The sequence below is a fragment of the Brevundimonas sp. genome (assembly GCF_965227765.1).
Taxonomy (GTDB): domain Bacteria; phylum Pseudomonadota; class Alphaproteobacteria; order Caulobacterales; family Caulobacteraceae; genus Brevundimonas.
This window is the reverse complement of sequence record NZ_OZ245778.1, coordinates 622,771-639,294: the sequence shown is the minus strand read 5'-3', so window position 1 is coordinate 639,294 and position 16,524 is coordinate 622,771. Positions and strand designations below refer to the sequence as shown.

At 68.6% G+C, this 16,524-nt stretch carries 18 protein-coding genes; 1 reads left to right on the top strand and 17 read right to left on the bottom strand.

Annotated features, from left to right (window positions below; all coding sequences use genetic code 11):
* Nucleotides 1-16: 16 nt before the first annotated feature.
* Genes ACO05L_RS03170 through thiD form a run of 3 tightly spaced genes read right to left on the bottom strand, consistent with a single transcriptional unit; the run spans nt 17 to nt 2,251 of the window.
* The gene (locus ACO05L_RS03170) at nt 17-838 is read right to left on the bottom strand and encodes a PhzF family phenazine biosynthesis protein (protein ID WP_421730727.1); all 822 of its coding nucleotides are present in this window, start codon (nt 836-838) and stop codon (nt 17-19) included.
* Nucleotides 838-1,431, bottom strand: a complete 594-nt coding sequence (locus ACO05L_RS03165; protein ID WP_421730726.1) for a nucleotidyltransferase family protein — start codon at nt 1,429-1,431, stop codon at nt 838-840. Before ACO05L_RS03165 ends, ACO05L_RS03170 begins: the two co-directional genes overlap by 1 nt.
* Before the next feature lie 10 nt (nt 1,432-1,441).
* On the bottom strand, nt 1,442-2,251 hold the full coding sequence (gene thiD / locus ACO05L_RS03160; protein ID WP_421730725.1) for a bifunctional hydroxymethylpyrimidine kinase/phosphomethylpyrimidine kinase: 810 nt from the start codon (nt 2,249-2,251) through the stop codon (nt 1,442-1,444).
* An 83-nt stretch (nt 2,252-2,334) separates the two neighbouring features.
* Between thiD and ACO05L_RS03155 the strand changes: the two genes are divergently transcribed.
* The gene (locus ACO05L_RS03155; protein ID WP_421730724.1) at nt 2,335-2,712 is read left to right on the top strand and encodes a VOC family protein; all 378 of its coding nucleotides are present in this window, start codon (nt 2,335-2,337) and stop codon (nt 2,710-2,712) included.
* Here ACO05L_RS03155 and folP read toward each other — a convergent pair.
* From folP to tolQ, 14 genes are all read right to left on the bottom strand, one after another.
* Nucleotides 2,709-3,524, bottom strand: a complete 816-nt coding sequence (folP, locus tag ACO05L_RS03150; RefSeq protein ID WP_421730723.1) for a dihydropteroate synthase — start codon at nt 3,522-3,524, stop codon at nt 2,709-2,711. The two genes, ACO05L_RS03155 and folP, sit on opposite strands and share 4 nt — an antisense overlap.
* Nucleotides 3,521-4,120, bottom strand: a complete 600-nt coding sequence (locus tag ACO05L_RS03145) for a YdeI/OmpD-associated family protein (protein WP_421730722.1) — start codon at nt 4,118-4,120, stop codon at nt 3,521-3,523. Before ACO05L_RS03145 ends, folP begins: the two co-directional genes overlap by 4 nt.
* Complete coding sequence (locus tag ACO05L_RS03140; RefSeq protein ID WP_421730721.1) at nt 4,120-4,419, bottom strand: winged helix-turn-helix domain-containing protein; 300 nt, start codon at nt 4,417-4,419, stop codon at nt 4,120-4,122. Before ACO05L_RS03140 ends, ACO05L_RS03145 begins: the two co-directional genes overlap by 1 nt.
* Nucleotides 4,420-4,426: 7 nt before the next feature.
* Complete coding sequence (locus tag ACO05L_RS03135; protein ID WP_421730720.1) at nt 4,427-5,095, bottom strand: hypothetical protein; 669 nt, start codon at nt 5,093-5,095, stop codon at nt 4,427-4,429.
* Between the two features lie 55 nt (nt 5,096-5,150).
* Nucleotides 5,151-6,386: an acyltransferase family protein gene (locus ACO05L_RS03130; RefSeq protein WP_421730719.1), complete on the bottom strand. Its 1,236-nt coding sequence runs from the start codon at nt 6,384-6,386 to the stop codon at nt 5,151-5,153.
* 125 nt (nt 6,387-6,511) lie between these two features.
* Nucleotides 6,512-8,458, bottom strand: coding sequence for an ATP-dependent zinc metalloprotease FtsH (ftsH, locus tag ACO05L_RS03125; RefSeq protein WP_421730718.1), 1,947 nt, complete (start codon nt 8,456-8,458; stop codon nt 6,512-6,514).
* A 48-nt stretch (nt 8,459-8,506) separates the two neighbouring features.
* Complete coding sequence (gene tilS, locus ACO05L_RS03120; RefSeq protein WP_421730717.1) at nt 8,507-9,772, bottom strand: tRNA lysidine(34) synthetase TilS; 1,266 nt, start codon at nt 9,770-9,772, stop codon at nt 8,507-8,509.
* 80 nt (nt 9,773-9,852) lie between these two features.
* A complete protein-coding gene (locus tag ACO05L_RS03115; RefSeq protein ID WP_421730716.1) occupies nt 9,853-10,686 on the bottom strand; it encodes a tol-pal system protein in 834 nt (277 codons plus the stop codon).
* A gap of 52 nt (nt 10,687-10,738) precedes the next feature.
* Nucleotides 10,739-11,857, bottom strand: coding sequence for a DUF3667 domain-containing protein (locus tag ACO05L_RS03110; RefSeq protein ID WP_421730715.1), 1,119 nt, complete (start codon nt 11,855-11,857; stop codon nt 10,739-10,741).
* 205 nt (nt 11,858-12,062) lie between these two features.
* On the bottom strand, nt 12,063-12,614 hold the full coding sequence (gene pal / locus ACO05L_RS03105; RefSeq protein ID WP_421730714.1) for a peptidoglycan-associated lipoprotein Pal: 552 nt from the start codon (nt 12,612-12,614) through the stop codon (nt 12,063-12,065).
* Nucleotides 12,615-12,759: 145 nt separating this feature from the next.
* Entirely contained in the window at nt 12,760-14,130 is a 1,371-nt protein-coding gene (gene tolB / locus ACO05L_RS03100; RefSeq protein ID WP_421730713.1) for a Tol-Pal system beta propeller repeat protein TolB, read from the bottom strand.
* 117 nt (nt 14,131-14,247) lie between these two features.
* The gene (locus ACO05L_RS03095; RefSeq protein WP_421730712.1) at nt 14,248-15,129 is read right to left on the bottom strand and encodes a hypothetical protein; all 882 of its coding nucleotides are present in this window, start codon (nt 15,127-15,129) and stop codon (nt 14,248-14,250) included.
* A gap of 4 nt (nt 15,130-15,133) precedes the next feature.
* Nucleotides 15,134-15,637: an ExbD/TolR family protein gene (locus ACO05L_RS03090; protein ID WP_421730711.1), complete on the bottom strand. Its 504-nt coding sequence runs from the start codon at nt 15,635-15,637 to the stop codon at nt 15,134-15,136.
* Complete coding sequence (gene tolQ / locus ACO05L_RS03085; protein ID WP_421730710.1) at nt 15,637-16,380, bottom strand: protein TolQ; 744 nt, start codon at nt 16,378-16,380, stop codon at nt 15,637-15,639. The genes ACO05L_RS03090 and tolQ overlap by 1 nt, the downstream gene beginning before the upstream one ends.
* Between the last annotated feature and the right edge of the window lie 144 nt (nt 16,381-16,524).

The window sequence follows — 16,524 nt, the reverse complement described above, 5'->3', positions numbered from 1 at the left end:
AGGGTCGCGCCCTTTTTCAGGTCGGGATCCGCAGCACGGATTCCATCACGCTCACCGCCTGCCCCCGGATCAGCACCCGATCGCCGCGCACCTCGGTCTGCATCGGCCCGCCCCGCCCCGGAAAGGCCTGAAAGAACCGCACCACTGGCCGCTCCAGCTTTTCGGCATAGAGCGGGCCCAGGATGGCGTGGGCAGACCCCGTCGCGGGGTCTTCGTCGACGCCGCATCCGGGCGCAAAGAAGCGGTCCATCACGTCATGGGCGGGATCGTCGGACAGAGCCGCCACGACCACCTGCCCGGGCTCTCCGGCCTCGCTTTGCAAGGCTGCGATGGCGCGGATGTCGGGCGTCAGGGTCCTGACCGTCGCAGCGTCCTTCAGGATCACCACCAGATAACGCGAGGTCCAGACCTCGACCGCCTCGGCGCCCAGCGCGCGGCTCAGGGCGGCGATCAGATCCGGCGTCGTCGTCCGCGTCGACGCACTGGCGGGCAGATCCATCTCATACCCATCGCCCGACCGCACCACCGTCAGAGGCCCCGAACGGGTGTCGAAGGTGAGGACGGGCGCCTTCAGCCCCAGCTCGGCCGCCAGCACATGGCCCGCCGCCAGGGTCGCATGGCCGCACAGATCGACCTCCATCCCCGGCGTGAACCAGCGCAGGTCGAACCGGGCGGCGTCGGTCGTCCGGCGCAGGAAGGCGGTCTCGGCCTGATTGTTCTCCTGCGCCAGCGACTGCATCCAGCCGGAGTCGGGCCAGGTGTCGAACGGCTCGACCACACAGGCCGGATTGCCCCGGAACGGGCGGTCGGCAAAGGCGTCGACGGTCCATTGGCGCATCAGTCCGCCTGCCTTTCGACCACCGTCAGCTCCGGCCACCGCGTCCGCGCGCTGGCGACGATCTTGTCCCAGCCCTTGGCGCAGGGGCGGTTCGGATTGGGCCTCAGGGTCATGGCGAACATATCCTCCAGGCCAAAGGGCGCGGCCACACTGATGGTGTCGTCCGCCTCCAGCCTCACCCCCACCGAAAACGCCGGGGCGACGAAGCGGGACAGGGCCGTGTCGGTGTCGGGCAGGGGGTCATAGGGCTCGTCGAAATGGTCGGGGAACCAAATGTGCACGCGGGCTTGATTGCGCACCTCGACCTCGCTGCGGAAGGGTTCGTCGAAGGCGGCGGCGACCCGTTTGATCACCACGTCCTCGGCGTCCCAGGATGTGTCCGGGTCGAAATAGCCCAGGTCATAATCCTTGCGGCCATAGCCGACGGGGCGGCCCGAGACGTGGTTCCAGACGTTCTGATAGACGGCGCCCGAAAAGACCCGCCAGTCGGGCACATCCAGCCCGCGCATCGTCGTCAGCACATGCATCAGGCCCGGATCGGCGCGCAGGATCGCGTCCAGCCGCCCCGTATCCGATACGGAAAGATCGCTCATTTCCCGGCCCTCATTTTCCGGCCCTCAAGGTCCAGCCGTGATCCAGCGGCCCGTGCCCGCCGCCCAGGCCCGGCGCCCGGCGAATCGCCTCGGCGACATAGGCCCAGGCCTCGGCGACCGCGACCTCCAGCGGCAGGCCCCTGGCGATCCCGGCGGCGCAGGCGCTAGCCAGGGTGCAGCCGGTGCCGTGGGTCGAGGTGGTGTCGATGCGCGGTCCCTCCAGCAGGGTCTCGCCGGACGGCGTCATCAAGATGTCGATCACGGTCGTGCCGCCCTCGCCGACATGGCCGCCCTTCATCAGCACCGCCCGCGCGCCCAGCTTGAGCAGAGCCTCGCCCGCCCGCCTCTGGCCGTCCAGATCGACGACGCTGATCCCTGTCAGCGCCTCGGCCTCGGGCGCATTGGGGGTCAGCAGCGCCGCGCGCGGAATCATCAGCGACCGCACGGCCGCGATGGCCCGATCTTCCAGAAGGGCTGCGCCGCCCTTGGCGATCATGACCGGATCGACCACGGCGGGGGCGTTGCAGGTGTCCAGGATGGCGGCGACCCGTTCCACCACCTCGACCGAGCCCAGCATGCCGGTCTTGATGGCGTCGGCGCCGATGTCGTCCAGCACGACGCGCGCCTGTTGCTCGATCAGGTCCAGCGGCAGGGGATGGACCCCGTGGACGCCCAGGGTGTTCTGCACCGTGATGGCGGTGATGGCGGTGGCGGCGTATCCGCCCATGGCGGTCACGGCCTTGATGTCGGCCTGGATTCCCGCCCCTCCGCCCGAGTCCGAGCCGGCGATGATCAGCACGCGTCCGATGGAAGAAGTCATGGGGGTGGAGATGGCCGAGTCCGTTCCGTCAGGCAAGTCACTGGTGCTAGGCTGGAGGCGACGCCACCCGCCTCGGAGACCCGATGACCACCGCCGTGCCCTTCCTGATGTTCCAGGGTGAATGCGAAGCCGCCCTGACCTTCTACGTCGGCCTGATCCCCGGCAGCTGCGTGGTGTCGCTGGAACGTTACGAGGATGGCGGCGCCGTTCGCATGGCCCATGTGGTCATCGCCGACATGGAAATGCGGGCCAATGATTCGACCATTCGCCAGGGGTTCAGCTTCACCCCGTCCAGCTCGATCTTCCTCGACTGCACCGACAATGACGAGTTCGAGCGCATCGTCGCCGCCATGGCCGAGGGCGGTCAGTTCCTGATGCCGGTCGCCGACTATGGTTTCAGCCGCCGCTTCGCCTGGCTCAACGACCGATTCGGCGTGTCCTGGCAGATCAACCTGCCCTAGCGACCCGCCGCGTCCAGCAGCGCGGCCTGCACCTTCAGGGCCTGGACCGTCTCGCGCACGTCATGGACCCGGACCATCTGCGCCCCCCGCCGCGCCCCTTCCAGCGCCAGGGCCAGCGACCCGCCCAGCCGGTCCAGCGGGTCGGTGGCGGTGGGGTCCAGGCTCAGGATCGTGCGCTTGCGGCTGGCGGCGTAGAGTACGCGAAAGCCGGTCGCGACCAGCCGGTCGGTCGCCGTCGTCAGGGCCAGGTTATGGGCTACGGTCTTGCCAAAGCCGATGCCGGGATCCAGCCAGATCCGGTCGCGCGACACCCCCGCCGCCATCGCGGCGTCCGCGCGCTCGACCAGATAGGCGATGACCTCGGCTGCCACGTCGTCATAGCGGGGGTCGGCCTGCATGGTGCGCGGCTCGCCCTTCATGTGCATCAGCACCACCTCGCACCCCAGGCTTGCCGCCGTGGCCAGGCTGTCGGGCGAGAAGCTCAGGGCCGAGACGTCGTTCCACATCGTCGCCCCGGCCTGGACGGCGGCCCGCGCGGTCTGGGGCTTGAGCGTGTCGATGCTGATCGGACCGTCCCAACGCGCCCGGATCGCTTCGATCACCGGCGCCGTGCGCGCGATCTCCTCGTCGGCGCCGACCGGCTCGGCGCCCGGCCGGGTGCTCTCGCCGCCGATGTCCAGAACATCCGCGCCCTGTTCGACCATCCGCATGGCCTGATCGACCGCCGCCTCGACCGTCGCCAACCGCCCACCGTCCGAGAAGCTGTCGGGCGTGGTGTTGATGATGCCCATGATGCGAGGCCGCACGTTCATTTCGTCGCCCCTTGCGGATAGATGGTCTCGCCGCGCGCCAGCATCTCGACGAACCGGACGATTGCCTTCGCCCGTCCGGCCTCGGTCTTCAGGGCGTTGGTGCGATGGATCAAGGCAAAGCGGTTCTGGCTGGTCAGGGTCTGGAACATCGCCTGGGCCTTCGGGTGGGCGGCGATGGCCGCGGCCAGGTCCTGCGGGACCTCTGCACCCTTGACCCGGTAATTCTTCGTCCAGCGCCCGTCCGCCCGCGCCGCCTCGACCTGCTTCAGCCCGGCCGGCTGCATCCGCCCCTCGGCGATCAGGCGTTCGGCATGGGCGACATTGATCTCGCTCCAGCTGCTCTTGCCCCCGCGTGGCGTGAACCGTTGCAGGAAGCTGACCGCGTCCAGGCTCTTCCTGACACCGTCGATCCAGCCCCAGGCGAGGGCGGCGGGGATGGCGTCTTTCCAGCTCACGCTAACCGTACCCGACCCCACCTTGAAGACGCGGATCCAGACCTCGGGCTCGCGGTCGTGATGTTTCGCCAGCCAGTTCTCGAACGCTTCCGCGTCTTCAAAGGCGTGGACACGGTTCGGATCCACGACCATGGGCGCCATCAGCCCCGCCCCCCGATCAGGGCCGACATGGCCTTCAGATAGGCGGCGAAGGCTTTGCGACCGGCGGGGGTGATGGCGACGCGGGTCAGGGGCTTGTTGTCCTTGAAACTCTTGGCCACAGCGACATAGCCCGCCTTTTCCAGGGTCTTGATATGGACCGACAGATTGCCCTGGGTGGCCTCCAGCACGGTCTTCAGCTCGGTGAAGTCGGCGACCTCGGCGTCGGCCAGATAGACCATGATCCCCAGCCGCATTCGGCCGTGGATGACCTCGTCGATCCTGTCGAGATCCAGCGCCATGACCGGCTCAGGCCGCCGCTGTGTCAGCCGCGCGGGCTTCGCGCAGGATCAGCCCGCCGGGCAGGGCGAACAACATAAACAGGGCGGCGGTGCAGACCCACAGATAGGCCATCGGCTCGCGCACCAGCAGGCCCAGGGCCACCGCCGTCGTCCAGTGGCCCAGGGCCATCAGACCCATCCAGCCCTTGCGCTTCAGCTGCCAGGCCATGAACCAGGCGATGGACTGGAAGGCGAAGACGATGGCCGGATAATAGAGCCAGACCGCGAAGTCGCCGTCGCGCGAGGCGCCGACGCCGAAGATGATGATGACCGCCAGATTGGCCGCGCCCGTGCCGCTGAAGGCGCCGTTCATGGCCCGGCTGGCCAGGGGGCCGGAGGTGGATTTCACGCCCGCCTTCCTGTCCTTCATCACCGCCCAGGCGATCACGATGCACATGGCCACGGTGATGGCGATGACGAAGGCCAGGGTGGCCAGGCCGGGCCAGCGGATCACGCCCGCGGCCTGACCCAGGTGGAACAGGCACTGGAGGCCGTACAACAGTCCCCCGGCCAGAAGGACCACGCCCATGGTCGTCTGGTTGCGGCCACCGCCCTCGACGATGCCGCGCAGGAAAGCGAGGTCCGCCTCGGCAGTGGAGACGGGCGTTCTGGGGGGTCGGGCGGTCTTCTCGGTCATGGCGACTCTCCGTGTCGGCCCGCCCGGAGTGGACGGGCCGAGGGGGCTTGGCAAGCTATTCGGCGGCGGCGAGGGCGTGTGCAGGCGAAGGGCGACGCCACGGCACGCGCCGACCGTTCAGCCAGCGGCCCATGAAGCTGTGGCGGATCAGCAACTCATAGCTGGCGACCGAGACGCCCATGACGCCCGCGACCACGACGGCCAGCTTGACCGGCCAGGCCATGTCCCAGTCCTGCACCAGCACCTGGGCGGCCATGACCAGCGGCAGGTGGACGATGTAGATCCAGTAGGAGGCGTCGGCCAGATAACGGCGCACCCGGCTGTGCCCCGAGGCGAACCGCAGCGCCAGCCCGACTGCGGCAAAGGCCGAGGCGAAGGTCGCCACGCCCAGGGCCGCCGCCGCCATGGCCTTCATCACCGGGTCCGTCAGGGGAACTATGGAGGGCGCGGGCCCGCCGGCCAGCATCAGCAGACTGACCCCTGCGCCGACCGCCAGGCCCAGGTTGGCCGGCGCCCAGGCCTCAAGTTGCTTGAGCAGGTCGCGGCGGCGGTCCAGCAGGAAGCCGAACCCGAAGGCCAGCCCGAACCCGACCAGGGCCGGCAGGTTGGGGATCAGGCCGTGATCCGGCGTCGGAATGCCGAAGAAGGCGACCCAGACCGGCTCGCGCCAGACGGCGATGGCCAGGGGTGCGGCTAGCAGGATCGCGCCCCAGGGCGTGGCCAGAAATCCCGTCAGCCGGTCGACCGCCCGCCCCCAGGCTCCGCTCCGGTCGAGGACCGCGAACGGCGTCCTCAGGATCAGGGCGGCGGCGTAGAACAGCATCAGCACCCACAGGAACCACAGATGGGTCAGGGGTATCGTCGCCCAGCTATAGGTCGGCGGCGGCGGGGGCGGTCCCATCGGTGCGCCGGCGGCCTGTCGCACGGCGTTCCAGATCAGCACGGCGATGATCGCCGCCATGACCGGCGCCCAGAACACCACCAGCGGCCCGGCGATGCGGATCGCCCGGTCCCTGACGAAGGCCACGACGCCGCGCCGCCCCAACATCATGTGGGCGAACAGGCCTGCGATCAGGAAGAAGGTCGCCATGCGGAACAGGTGGATTGCGAAGAACAGTCCCGCCGCCCAGACCGAGGGGTGGTCGTCGGCGACGATCCAGATCGGCGCCGGAATGAAGGACATGGCGGCGTGCAGCACCACGCCCAGCAACAGCGCGCCGCCGCGCAGGGCGTCGAGCCCGTGCAGGCGTTCCTGGGTCTGTGCCGGGGGCGTCTGAAAGGCGGATGACATCGGCGTTCTCCGAAGGGTCGATGACCTCGGATACTTCAGACTTGTTTGTAATGCAAACCTGTCGGTTCGTAAGAACCCGCCACGGACGAGTCCAGGCGGGTCCTGCCGTCTGTCTATGCCCCGCCTCAGTGAACGGTGGCGACCTCTACCGTCGTGCCGTCCGAGACGGCGGCCACGGCCACCGGGGTCAGGGGTACGGACACCGACGGTCCGGCGTTGGGGAAGTTGTTCTCGTCGCGATTGGGCATGGCGCCCTTCTCCAGCAGGTCCTTGATCTCCTGGCCGGACAGGGTCTCGAACTCCAGCAGGGCCTGGGCCAGTTTTTCCAGGTCCCCGGCCTTGTCGGTCAGGATCTGGCGGGCTTCGTCCCAACCCGAGGTGACCAGCCGCTTGACCTCGGAATCGATGATCCGGGCCGTCTCTTCACTGATGTTCTGGCTGCGCGCGACCGAGTGGCCCAGGAAGACCTCCTGCTCGTTCTCGCCGTAAGCCACGGTGCCCAGGACTTCGGAGAAGCCCCACTGGGTCACCATTCGACGGGCCAGTTTCGACGCCTGCTGGATGTCCGAGGATGCGCCCGAGGTGATGTTCTCCTTGCCGAAGATCAGCTCCTCGGCGACGCGGCCGCCGGCCATGATGGCGATGCGATCGACCATCTGCTGGTACTTCATCGAATAGCGGTCGCCCTCGGGCAACTGCATGACCATGCCCAGGGCTTGGCCGCGCGGGACGATGGTCGCCTTGTGCACCGGGTCGGCCATCTTGACGTTCATGGCGACGATGGCGTGGCCGCCCTCGTGATAGGCGGTCAGGCGGCGTTCTTCCTCGTTCATGGCCATGGATTTGCGCTCGGCGCCCATCATGACCTTGTCCTTGGCGTCCTCGAAGTCGCGATGGGTGACCATCTTGCGGTCCTTGCGCGCCGCCATCAGGGCCGCCTCGTTGACCAGGTTGGCCAGGTCGGCGCCCGAGAAGCCGGGCGTGCCGCGGGCGATGGTCTTGACGTTGACGTCCGACGCCAGGGGCACGTCCTTCATGTGGACGCGGATGATCTTCTCGCGGCCGTTCACGTCGGGGTTGGGCACCACGACCTGGCGGTCGAAACGGCCGGGACGCAGCAGGGCCGGGTCCAGAACGTCGGGACGGTTGGTCGCCGCGATCAGGATGATGCCCTCGTTGGATTCAAAGCCGTCCATCTCGACCAGCAGCTGGTTCAGGGTCTGCTCGCGCTCGTCATTGCCGCCGCCCAAGCCTGCGCCCCGGTGACGACCGACGGCGTCGATCTCGTCGATGAAGATGATGCAGGGGGCGTTCTTCTTGGCCTGCTCGAACATGTCGCGAACCCGCGATGCGCCGACGCCGACGAACATCTCGACAAAGTCCGAACCCGAGATCGAGAAGAAGGGCACGCCCGCCTCGCCCGCAACGGCGCGGGCCAGCAGCGTCTTGCCGGTGCCGGGAGGTCCGACCAGAAGCGCGCCCTTGGGGATCTTGCCGCCCAGTCGCTGGAACTTGCCCGGATCCTTCAGGAAGTCGACGACCTCCTGCAGTTCTTCCTTGGCCTCGTCCACGCCGGCGACGTCCTCGAACATCTTGCGGCCCTTGTGCTCGGTCAGCAGCTTGGCCTTGGACTTGCCGAAGCCCATGGCGCCACGGGCCCCGCCCTGCATCTGGCGCATGAAGAAGATCCACACCCCGACCAGCAGAAGGATGGGCAGGATGCCGATCAGCAGCCCCTGCCACCAGGCCTGACGCATAGTCTTCACATCGACCGTGGCGCCCGACTGGCGAATGGATTCGACCAGGGCCTCGTTGGGGTAGGGGCTGGTGGCGACGAAGCGGCGGTCGTCCTGCAGCACGCCGGTGATCTGGTCGCCCTTGACCGTCACCTCCTTGACGGCCTTGCCCTCGACGGCCTGGACCAGCTCGGAATAGGTCATGGGCGAGGGGCGCTGGGCCGCCGCGCCCTTGGCGCCCGGCATGGCCGCGCCGCCGTTCTGGCTGATCGCGGCATAGCCCGCCATCAGCAGCAGGGCGATGACGCCCCAGATCGCCAGGTTACGCAGGTTCATTACGGTTCTCGGTTCCTCGACGCCCCTTCCGGGACCGTCGCAATGTGTTCAGTCGTGTGAAAATAGGTCAGGCGGCGGCATTTCGCCATGGATGGTTCGTTCGAGGTCCGCTTCCTGCGTCGTTTCGCCCGTTGAGGCGTCCAGAAACAGGGCCAGACGGCGGGGCGCCAGGGCACGGACCTCGGCCTTTCGCCAGGCGAGCACCGGGCGCCCTGCAAGAAGCGGGTCACCCCCGCCGTCTCGGATCAGGACGGGCAAAGCGGCCCGCATCGCCTCGGGCACGGGCTTCAGGATCGCCCGGTCGGCCGGCGACAGCCGGTTCAGCCGGCCCGCAGCCGCCCCGACCGTCCAGCCGGGTTCAGCCGTCATGATCTCGAACCGGTTGTCCCAGACGGCGGCGACGCCGGGCTCCAGCGCAACCTCTGCCACAGGACGGCGGCGAAACTCCCCGGCTTCGCGCCCGATAATGATCCGATCGCGACCGGCCTCTATCCGAGCGCCCGACAGGGCGGCGGTGAAGACCTCGCCGCTGGACAATCTCTGCGCCAGCCGCTCCAGCCGGTCACGCCGCACCGGCTCGCTCCGCCCCGAGGCGCATAGCAGGACGGCGGCCAGTTCCGTCGCCCTCACCGACCGCGCGACAGCGAAACCCTCCCCCAGCGACAGAGGCTCCGCGCCTGCAAAGGAACAGCGACCTGAGACGGACGAAGGATCAGGGCGCTCGCCGTCCTCCGATCTCGGCCCATCGGCCAGCCTCGCCCTGGCCCGGCTCCTGCCGAACCTCTCATCGGCATTGGCCGGATCCTCGATCCAGACCTGCCCGTTTTCGCGCAACCACGCCCGCAGATCGTCCCGCCGGGCGTCCAGCATGGGCCGCAGCAGCATCAACCCCCGCCCCTCCGGCCAGGCCGGGCTGGGCGACCACTCGCGCAGCCGCCCCAGGGTCGAGCCGCCCTCCCCCATGGGCTGGCCCCGCATCCAGTCGCTCTCGGCGATGTCGTCGGCGGTGTGGGCGAACAGGACGACCCGCGCGCCCACTTCGCGCGCCGCCTCGGCGATCAGGCCATGCCGCGCCGCCCGCGCCGCCGCCGTCAGGCCTGTCGCGGGCTTGGTCTCCTCCCACCGGCGCTCGATCCAGTCCGCCCCCGCCTCACGCGCTGCGTCCTGACACAGCCGGCTCCAGGCGGGACTGTCCGGGTTCAGCCCATGATCGACGGTGATGGCCACAAGCCTGCGCCCCCGCAGCCGCGCCCAGTCGGACGCGATGCGCAACAGGGCCATGGAGTCCCCGCCGCCGGACAGGGCCAGGGCCACGGGACGATCCCCATTCGCCCGAAGACGCGCATCCAGCCGCGCATGGATACGCGCGGTCAGCCCCGAACCGGAGCCGCCGGTCAGGTGCAGTTCGCCTGTCCGCTGACCTGGGTCGCTATGCCCTTCAGCGCCGTCGACGCGGCGGCGGCATAGCGGCGGTTGAACTCGGCCAGGGCGCCGCAGGCCTGGGCGTCGCGGTCCGTGGCCACCAGGGCTCGGGCCAGTTTCAGCGTCGTCTCACCGGCCCAAGGCGCGGTCGGCCAGCCGTTCAGCGCGGTGGCGTAGAGTTGCACCGCAGAAGCATGGTCATTGGCGGCGCGGCGGATGTCGCCCAGCCGCCAGCTGGCCTCGCGCCCCGACGGCGTGCCGTTCCAGTTGTTGGTCACGGCTTCCAGCGCCGCAGCGCTTGCCGCCGGATCGGTCAGGGCGCGCGCGGCGGCCAGGTCCGCGACCGCATCTCCGGTGGGCGAGGCGCCGGCGACCGGCGCTGCTGCGGCAGCGGCGCGGGCGTCCTCGGCGGTCTTGAGCCGTGCTTCGACGGCGGTCAGCTGAGTCCTGAGCGCGGCGTTTGCGCGGGTCGATTCATCCAGCTGGAAGGTGGTGCGTTCCAGTTCGCCGTTCACCTGGCGCACCGTCTGTTCGATGTCGCCCAGGCGGCGATCCATCTGGGCCACCTGGCCTTGCAGGGTGACGACCTCGGGGTCCAGTTCGACGATCACCGGCTGGCCCACGGCGTTGCGCTGGGTCAGGGCGCGCTCCAGCCGGCGCACATTGCGGTCCAGCTGCTCCAGGCGGCGATTGTCCCACTGGGTCGCCGGCAGGGGCGCGACCTGAGACACCGCGACGCCTCCGGCCAGAAGACAGACGCCGGCCGTGGCCAGCAGGATGAGGCGGGATGAAGGCTTGATCGTCATGCGGCTTTCGTTCCACCGATTTGAGGCGTCTGCAAGGCGTCGCGCCCTGCCCTCAGTGCCCCAGGCCCAGATAGACGATCGCCGTGATGAACAGGCCGACCACGATGTTGCAAAACACCAGCAGGGCCGCGGCCCGCCACAGCGCCGAAAACACCGACAGGGAATAGGCGCCCTTCAACTGGGCGAAGACATGGACGGGTATTGCCAGTATCCCCGCAAAGATGACCAGACCGCCAAGCACGCCGTTCAGCGTCGCCGCAAGCACCATGGTCATCAGCAGCATGGCCATGAAGGTCAGGGAATACAGGACGAAGACCCCATGATCATAGAGGGTCGAGCCTCGCCGCCACAGAAACAGCAGGGCGACGAACGGGATCGACAGCGGCACCAGCAGGAAGGCGAACTTGTACATCGTCTGCTGCAATTTATAGACCGCCAGGTCCGGGTTCTGCAGCTTCTTCAACACCGTAGCGCCCACTCCGTGACCCTCGGCCCCGGCCTTGTGCCCCATCACCGTCAGCTTGCCCGCGCTGTTGCCGTCCGCCAGATCCTTGAGGCTGGACTGCCAGGTGCCGGGCTTCAGGCCGTCGGTCCGGCCGTCGCGCAGTTCCTGTTCCAGGTGGGCTAGGTCCTCGCGCCGTTTGACGACCAGTTTTTCGGCCACCTCGACCGCCATACGGCCTGCGGCCGCCGACTCAGTCGTCAGTTGCGTGCGCGTCTCGACCAGCGCAGCCTCGGCCTCGGCCAGTTCCTGCCGTTGCTCGGCGATGTCGCCTTGCAGCGGCGTGGATTCGCGATGAGGCATGAAGCTGAGCGCGAAGAACATCACGAACAGGGTGAACAGGAAGATCGCCAGCGGCGAGACGTATCGCGTGCGTTTGCCCTCAACCCATTCGCGCGTCAGCCGGCCCGGGTTTAGCCATAGCAACGGCAGGGTGCGCCAGATGCGGGCGTCGAAATGCATGACCCCGTGCAGCAGCTCCTCGCCTAGGTGCAGGAGGGTGCGATGGACGTGGGTCGGCTGGCCGCAGTTGGAGCAGAAATTGCCCTGGGTCTCGGACCCGCAGTCGCTGCAGGTGTGATGGGCCTCGCCCGCCTCGCCCGTCGGGCGTTCGATGGCTGCGGCGACCAGTCCCCCGGTCACCACGCCGCCCACTGCTTCCAGATCCATGGTCCCCCCGAACTCTACTGCCGTCCTCTCTGACGGGGCCAGCGGCGCAGGTCAAAAGGAAAGGGCGCCGACCCCACGGCCGACGCCCTCATAACGCTTCGCGCTGAAGCAGCGAGGCTCCGCGAGCCGAGCGTTAGCGCCCCAACAAGAATGCGCTCAAGCAGCGAGCGCCCGCGGCGCGAGCGTTAGCGCCCTCGCTTAAAGCCTACTGCGCGCCGGAGACGATGGCGGTGTGGCCGTTGCGGTTGCGCGCCCAGGAGTCTTGGCTCGAACCCGGCGCGATCGGCCGTTCCTTGCCAAAACTGATGGTGTCGATCCGGCCGGCGGGCACGCCGCGATTGACCAGATAGTTGCGGATCGACTCGGCGCGGCGAGCGCCCAGGGCCAGGTTGTATTCACGGGTGCCGCGTTCGTCGGCATTGCCCTCGATGCGGACATTGACCTGGGGATAGCGCTGCAGCCACTGGGCCTGGGCGTCCAGGCGTGGATAGGCCTCAGGGTTCACCTGATAGGAATCGAGGTCGAAATAGACCCGGTCGCCGACGTTGACGACGAAGTCCTGGGCCGAGCCCGGCATAGCCGCGCCGGTGTTGCCGCCGACGTTGCCGTTATTGCCGCCCGGATAGACCGGACCGCCCGTCTCCGGCGGCACATTGGGCACAGCCGGTTCGACCGCGCGCTTAGGCGTACAGGCGGCCATCGTCGTCGCAACAAGGCCCACGGCGGCCAGTTTGATCAGGGTGGATGCGGGGATCATCGGGTCGTCTCCTCGAAGCAGCGATCTTTGCGATCTTGGCGAGCCATCAAGCTCGACCATTAGCGTGGCGGTCTTGTGTCTGTCTGGAGCGATAACGCACAGTTGAGCCCTTCAGGTCCATCCGTGATCACCCCCCTGGGGAATCTCAGGACGGGCAGGAGTCCGGCCCCTGGTTCATGCCCAGGCTGGTCGGCGCCGGGTCCAGCAGCGGCGACCATGCGGGGTCGGACCCGCGTCCCTGATAGCCCGACTGGGCGATGACCCGGCCCGACAGGTCCACCATCCACAGATTGGTGTTTCCGCCCTGGGTCTGGCGCGCGAACATGATGTAGCGGCCATTGGGCGCCCACGACGGGCCTTCCTCAAAATAGCTGGACGACAGGCTGCGCTCGCCCGACCCGTCGGTGTTCATCACTCCGATCGAGAACCGGCCGCCCGACGACTTGGTGAAGGCGATCATGTCGCCGCGCGGGCTCCACGAGGGCGCCGTATAGCTGCCGCCGCCCCTTGAGATCGGCCGCTGGCCCGAGCCGTCGGCGCGCATGACATAAAGGCGCGGCGTGCCCGACCGGTCCGAGTTGAACACGATCTGCGACGCGTCGGGGCTGAAGGACGGCGAGGTGTCGATGCCGGGGTCCGAGGTCAGGCGGCTCAGCTGGCGGCTGCGCAGGTCCATCACATAGACGTCGGTATTGCCGCCCCGGATGATCGAGAAAGCGACCTTTGACCCGTCCGGCGAATAGCGGGGCGCCAGGGCCTGGCCGTCGAACTCGCCCAGGCTTTCGCGGCGGCCCGTCGACAGGTTGTAGAGGTAGATGCGCGAGTAGTTCTCGCCCAGCGCCATATAGGTGATCTCGTTCGGATTGGACGAGAAGCGCGGCGTCAGGATGATCTCCTCGCCCTGGGTCAGGAAGACGGGATTGTAGCCGTCCTGGTCCACGATGGCCAAGCGACTGAGCCGGTTCAGCTCGGTGCCGCTCTCGGCGACATAGATGATGCGGGTGTCGAAGAAGCCGCTCTCGCCCGTCATGCGCTGATAGACGACGTCGGCGATCTTGTGCGCGATCCGGCGCCACTGTTCGGACGTGGCGGTGAAATTATAGCTGACCAGCTGGCACTGGCGGTAGGGGTCGTACAGGCGAAAGCCCACGTCGTTGCGACCGTCCGGGCGCGGCGTCACCGATCCGTACAGCACGGCCTGGGCGCCGATATTGGTCCATTTGGCGAAGTCGGGGGCATTGGCCAGGGTCAGGCCGGTCTCGATGAAGCTGGCCGGATTGATCGGCTCGAAAAAGCCCGAGCGCCGCAGGTCGGCCGAAACGACCTCGCCGATGTCGGATCCGTTCTGGCCGCTGAAGGGGGCCACCGCGATCTGGAAGGGACGCAGCACGCCCTGGTCGATCTCGACCTCGATGGGACCGCCCTGCTGCGGACGGTCCTGCTGCTGGGCGACGCCGGGCGTGGAGGCCGCCACCGCGATTGCGGCCACCGTTGTGAGCAGAAGGTTCAGACGCATGCAAAGGCTCCCAGGTCGAGACGGTCGTCAGTCCTTATCGCGAGACTGTACGACAAACGCCACCATCAGTGGGATTGGGGCGACTTTCGGGACGGCAGGTTTTGCCCGGCTGCCCCGCTACCGGTTCCGGCAGGCCCGTTCGGTGTTGAACGTCGGGCGGAAACTGCCGCCGGGGAATCCGGCGGGCACGTCGAAGGGGGCGGTCTGGCGCAGGGCTCTGAGCGCGCCGTCCGCCGCCGCGCGATAGACGTTGCCCGACTGCGGATTCAGCAGGGTCGGCCCGTCCGTGATCCGCCCATCCGCCGACAGGGTGACGTCGATCTGGATCCTCAGCTGGTCGGCCCCAGGGATGTCGCAGGGCAGGGTCCAGTTCGGATAGACCTGGTTGAAGATGGCCGTCAGCTGCGGCCCCGTGGCCTGTGACGCCTGACCGGCGCCCGTCTGGCCCGTGGCGGGACGGCCCGTATTGCCTGTCGGACGGCGCGGGCCGGCCAGGGCGTTCAGGTCCAGCGACGGCTGGGTGCGTGGCGGCGTGGGCGCAGCGCGCGGCGGAGTCGGCGTCGGGCGTGGCGGCGTAGGCGTCGGACGCGGGGGCGTCGGCGTGGGGGTCGGCCTGGGCGGCGTAGGACGCGGCGTCGGCGTGGGCGTCGGTGTCGGTGTCGGACGTGGCGGCGTGGGGCGCGGGGGCGTCGGCCGGGGCGGTGTGGGCGTCAGCGGCGTGGGAACCGGCGGTGAAGGCGGCGCAGGCTCGGGCGGAGCCTCGACCGCCTCGCTCGGCGCGGTCGCAGCGTCGTCGGTGACCAGTTCATCGGACGGATTGTCGGCGGCGGCCTCGATCACCTCGCTGGAGATGATCGACACGGGCACGGACGAGGTGATCGGCGTCAGCACCTTCTCGCGCGGCAGGGCGAACACGGCCAGGCCGACGATGACGGCGTGCAGCGCCACCGAGCCGACGATGGAGGGCCAGGATTTCGGTTCCGACGCCGCCTGCGTCACGAGATCAGCCTTCCCCGCCCGGCGTGGCGGGAGCCGTGGCCGCTCTGGCCGGCGCCGCATCGGCTGCCGTGTCGGTGATCAGGTTCAGCTTGGAATATCCGCCCGCCGACAGCCGCGCCATGACCCGCGCCACCGCCTGATAAGGCGCCCGGCCGTCGGCCCGCACGAAGATCGGCTTTTCGGACCGCTCAGCCTCGCCCGCCACATCGGACACGCGCGTCAGCAGGGCCTCGTAGGAGGTCTCGTCCTTGTCGATGAAGATCGCGCCGTCCTTGTCCACGGACACGGTGACCGGCTCGTTGTCGGTGTCCACCGCGCTGGCGTCCGTCTTGGGCAGGTCCACGGGCACGCCCACGGTCAGCAGGGGCGCCGAGATCATGAAGATGATCAAGAGCACCAGCATCACGTCCACCAGGGGGGTGACGTTGATCTCGCTCAGCGGCCGCTTGCGCGCACGTCTGCGCCCCCGCACATGGCCGCCTGCTCCGCCTCCGACGCCGCCCGCCATCAGTCGGCCCGGTGGAAGGCGTCGGCCTGGGGCGCCGGTTGCGAGGTCGCGGGCGAACCCAGGCGGCGCGCCACGGCGGCCTGCAGGTCGTCGGCGAAGCTTTCCAGCCGGCCCGTGAACTTGCCCGCGTCGATCGAGAACTTGTTGTAGGCGATATAGGCCGGGATGGCCGCCGCCAGGCCGATGGCCGTGGCGAACAGGGCCTCGGAAATCGCCGGCGCCACAGTGGTCAGGTTGGTGTTCCCGGCCGAGGCGATGGCGCCGAACGCGCGCATGATGCCCCAGACCGTGCCGAACAGGCCGATGAAGGGCGAGGCGGTGGCCACCACCGACAGCACGCCCAGGCCGTTCTCGACCCTCTGGCCCTCGCGGGCGATGATGGAATCCAGCGCCCGGTCGATGCGGCTGATCAGCAGGTTGCCCTGGGTGTCGGTCAGGGGGCCGCGCTGGCGGGTCTCGCGCCAGTCGTGCAGGGCGACCACCAACATGCGCGGCAGGGCGTGGCTGGGGTTCGGCCCCGCCTGCGCCGCCACATCCTCCAGCGACCGGCCCGAGGCCAGCTGGCGCTCGAAGGCGGTGGCCTGGCTGTTCAGGGCGGCGAAGCGGAACGCCTTGTCGATGATGACGGCCCAGGACCACAGCGAGGCCACGGCCAGTCCGATCATGATCCCCTTGACCACCAGGTCGGCGGCCAGGAACAGCGCGATGGGATTCAGCATCGAGGCTTCGGCGGCGGCTTCCATTCAGATCGGTCCTTCAAGCGTCACGGCCCCATGGAGCGGGTGCGCGTGACCATAGTGTGGCGTCCGCCCCAAGGCGTCGGTCGGGTCTAACGGCGGCAAGCGCCACCGTCACCCATCCTCTCCTGCCCGTTGCAAGATATGACT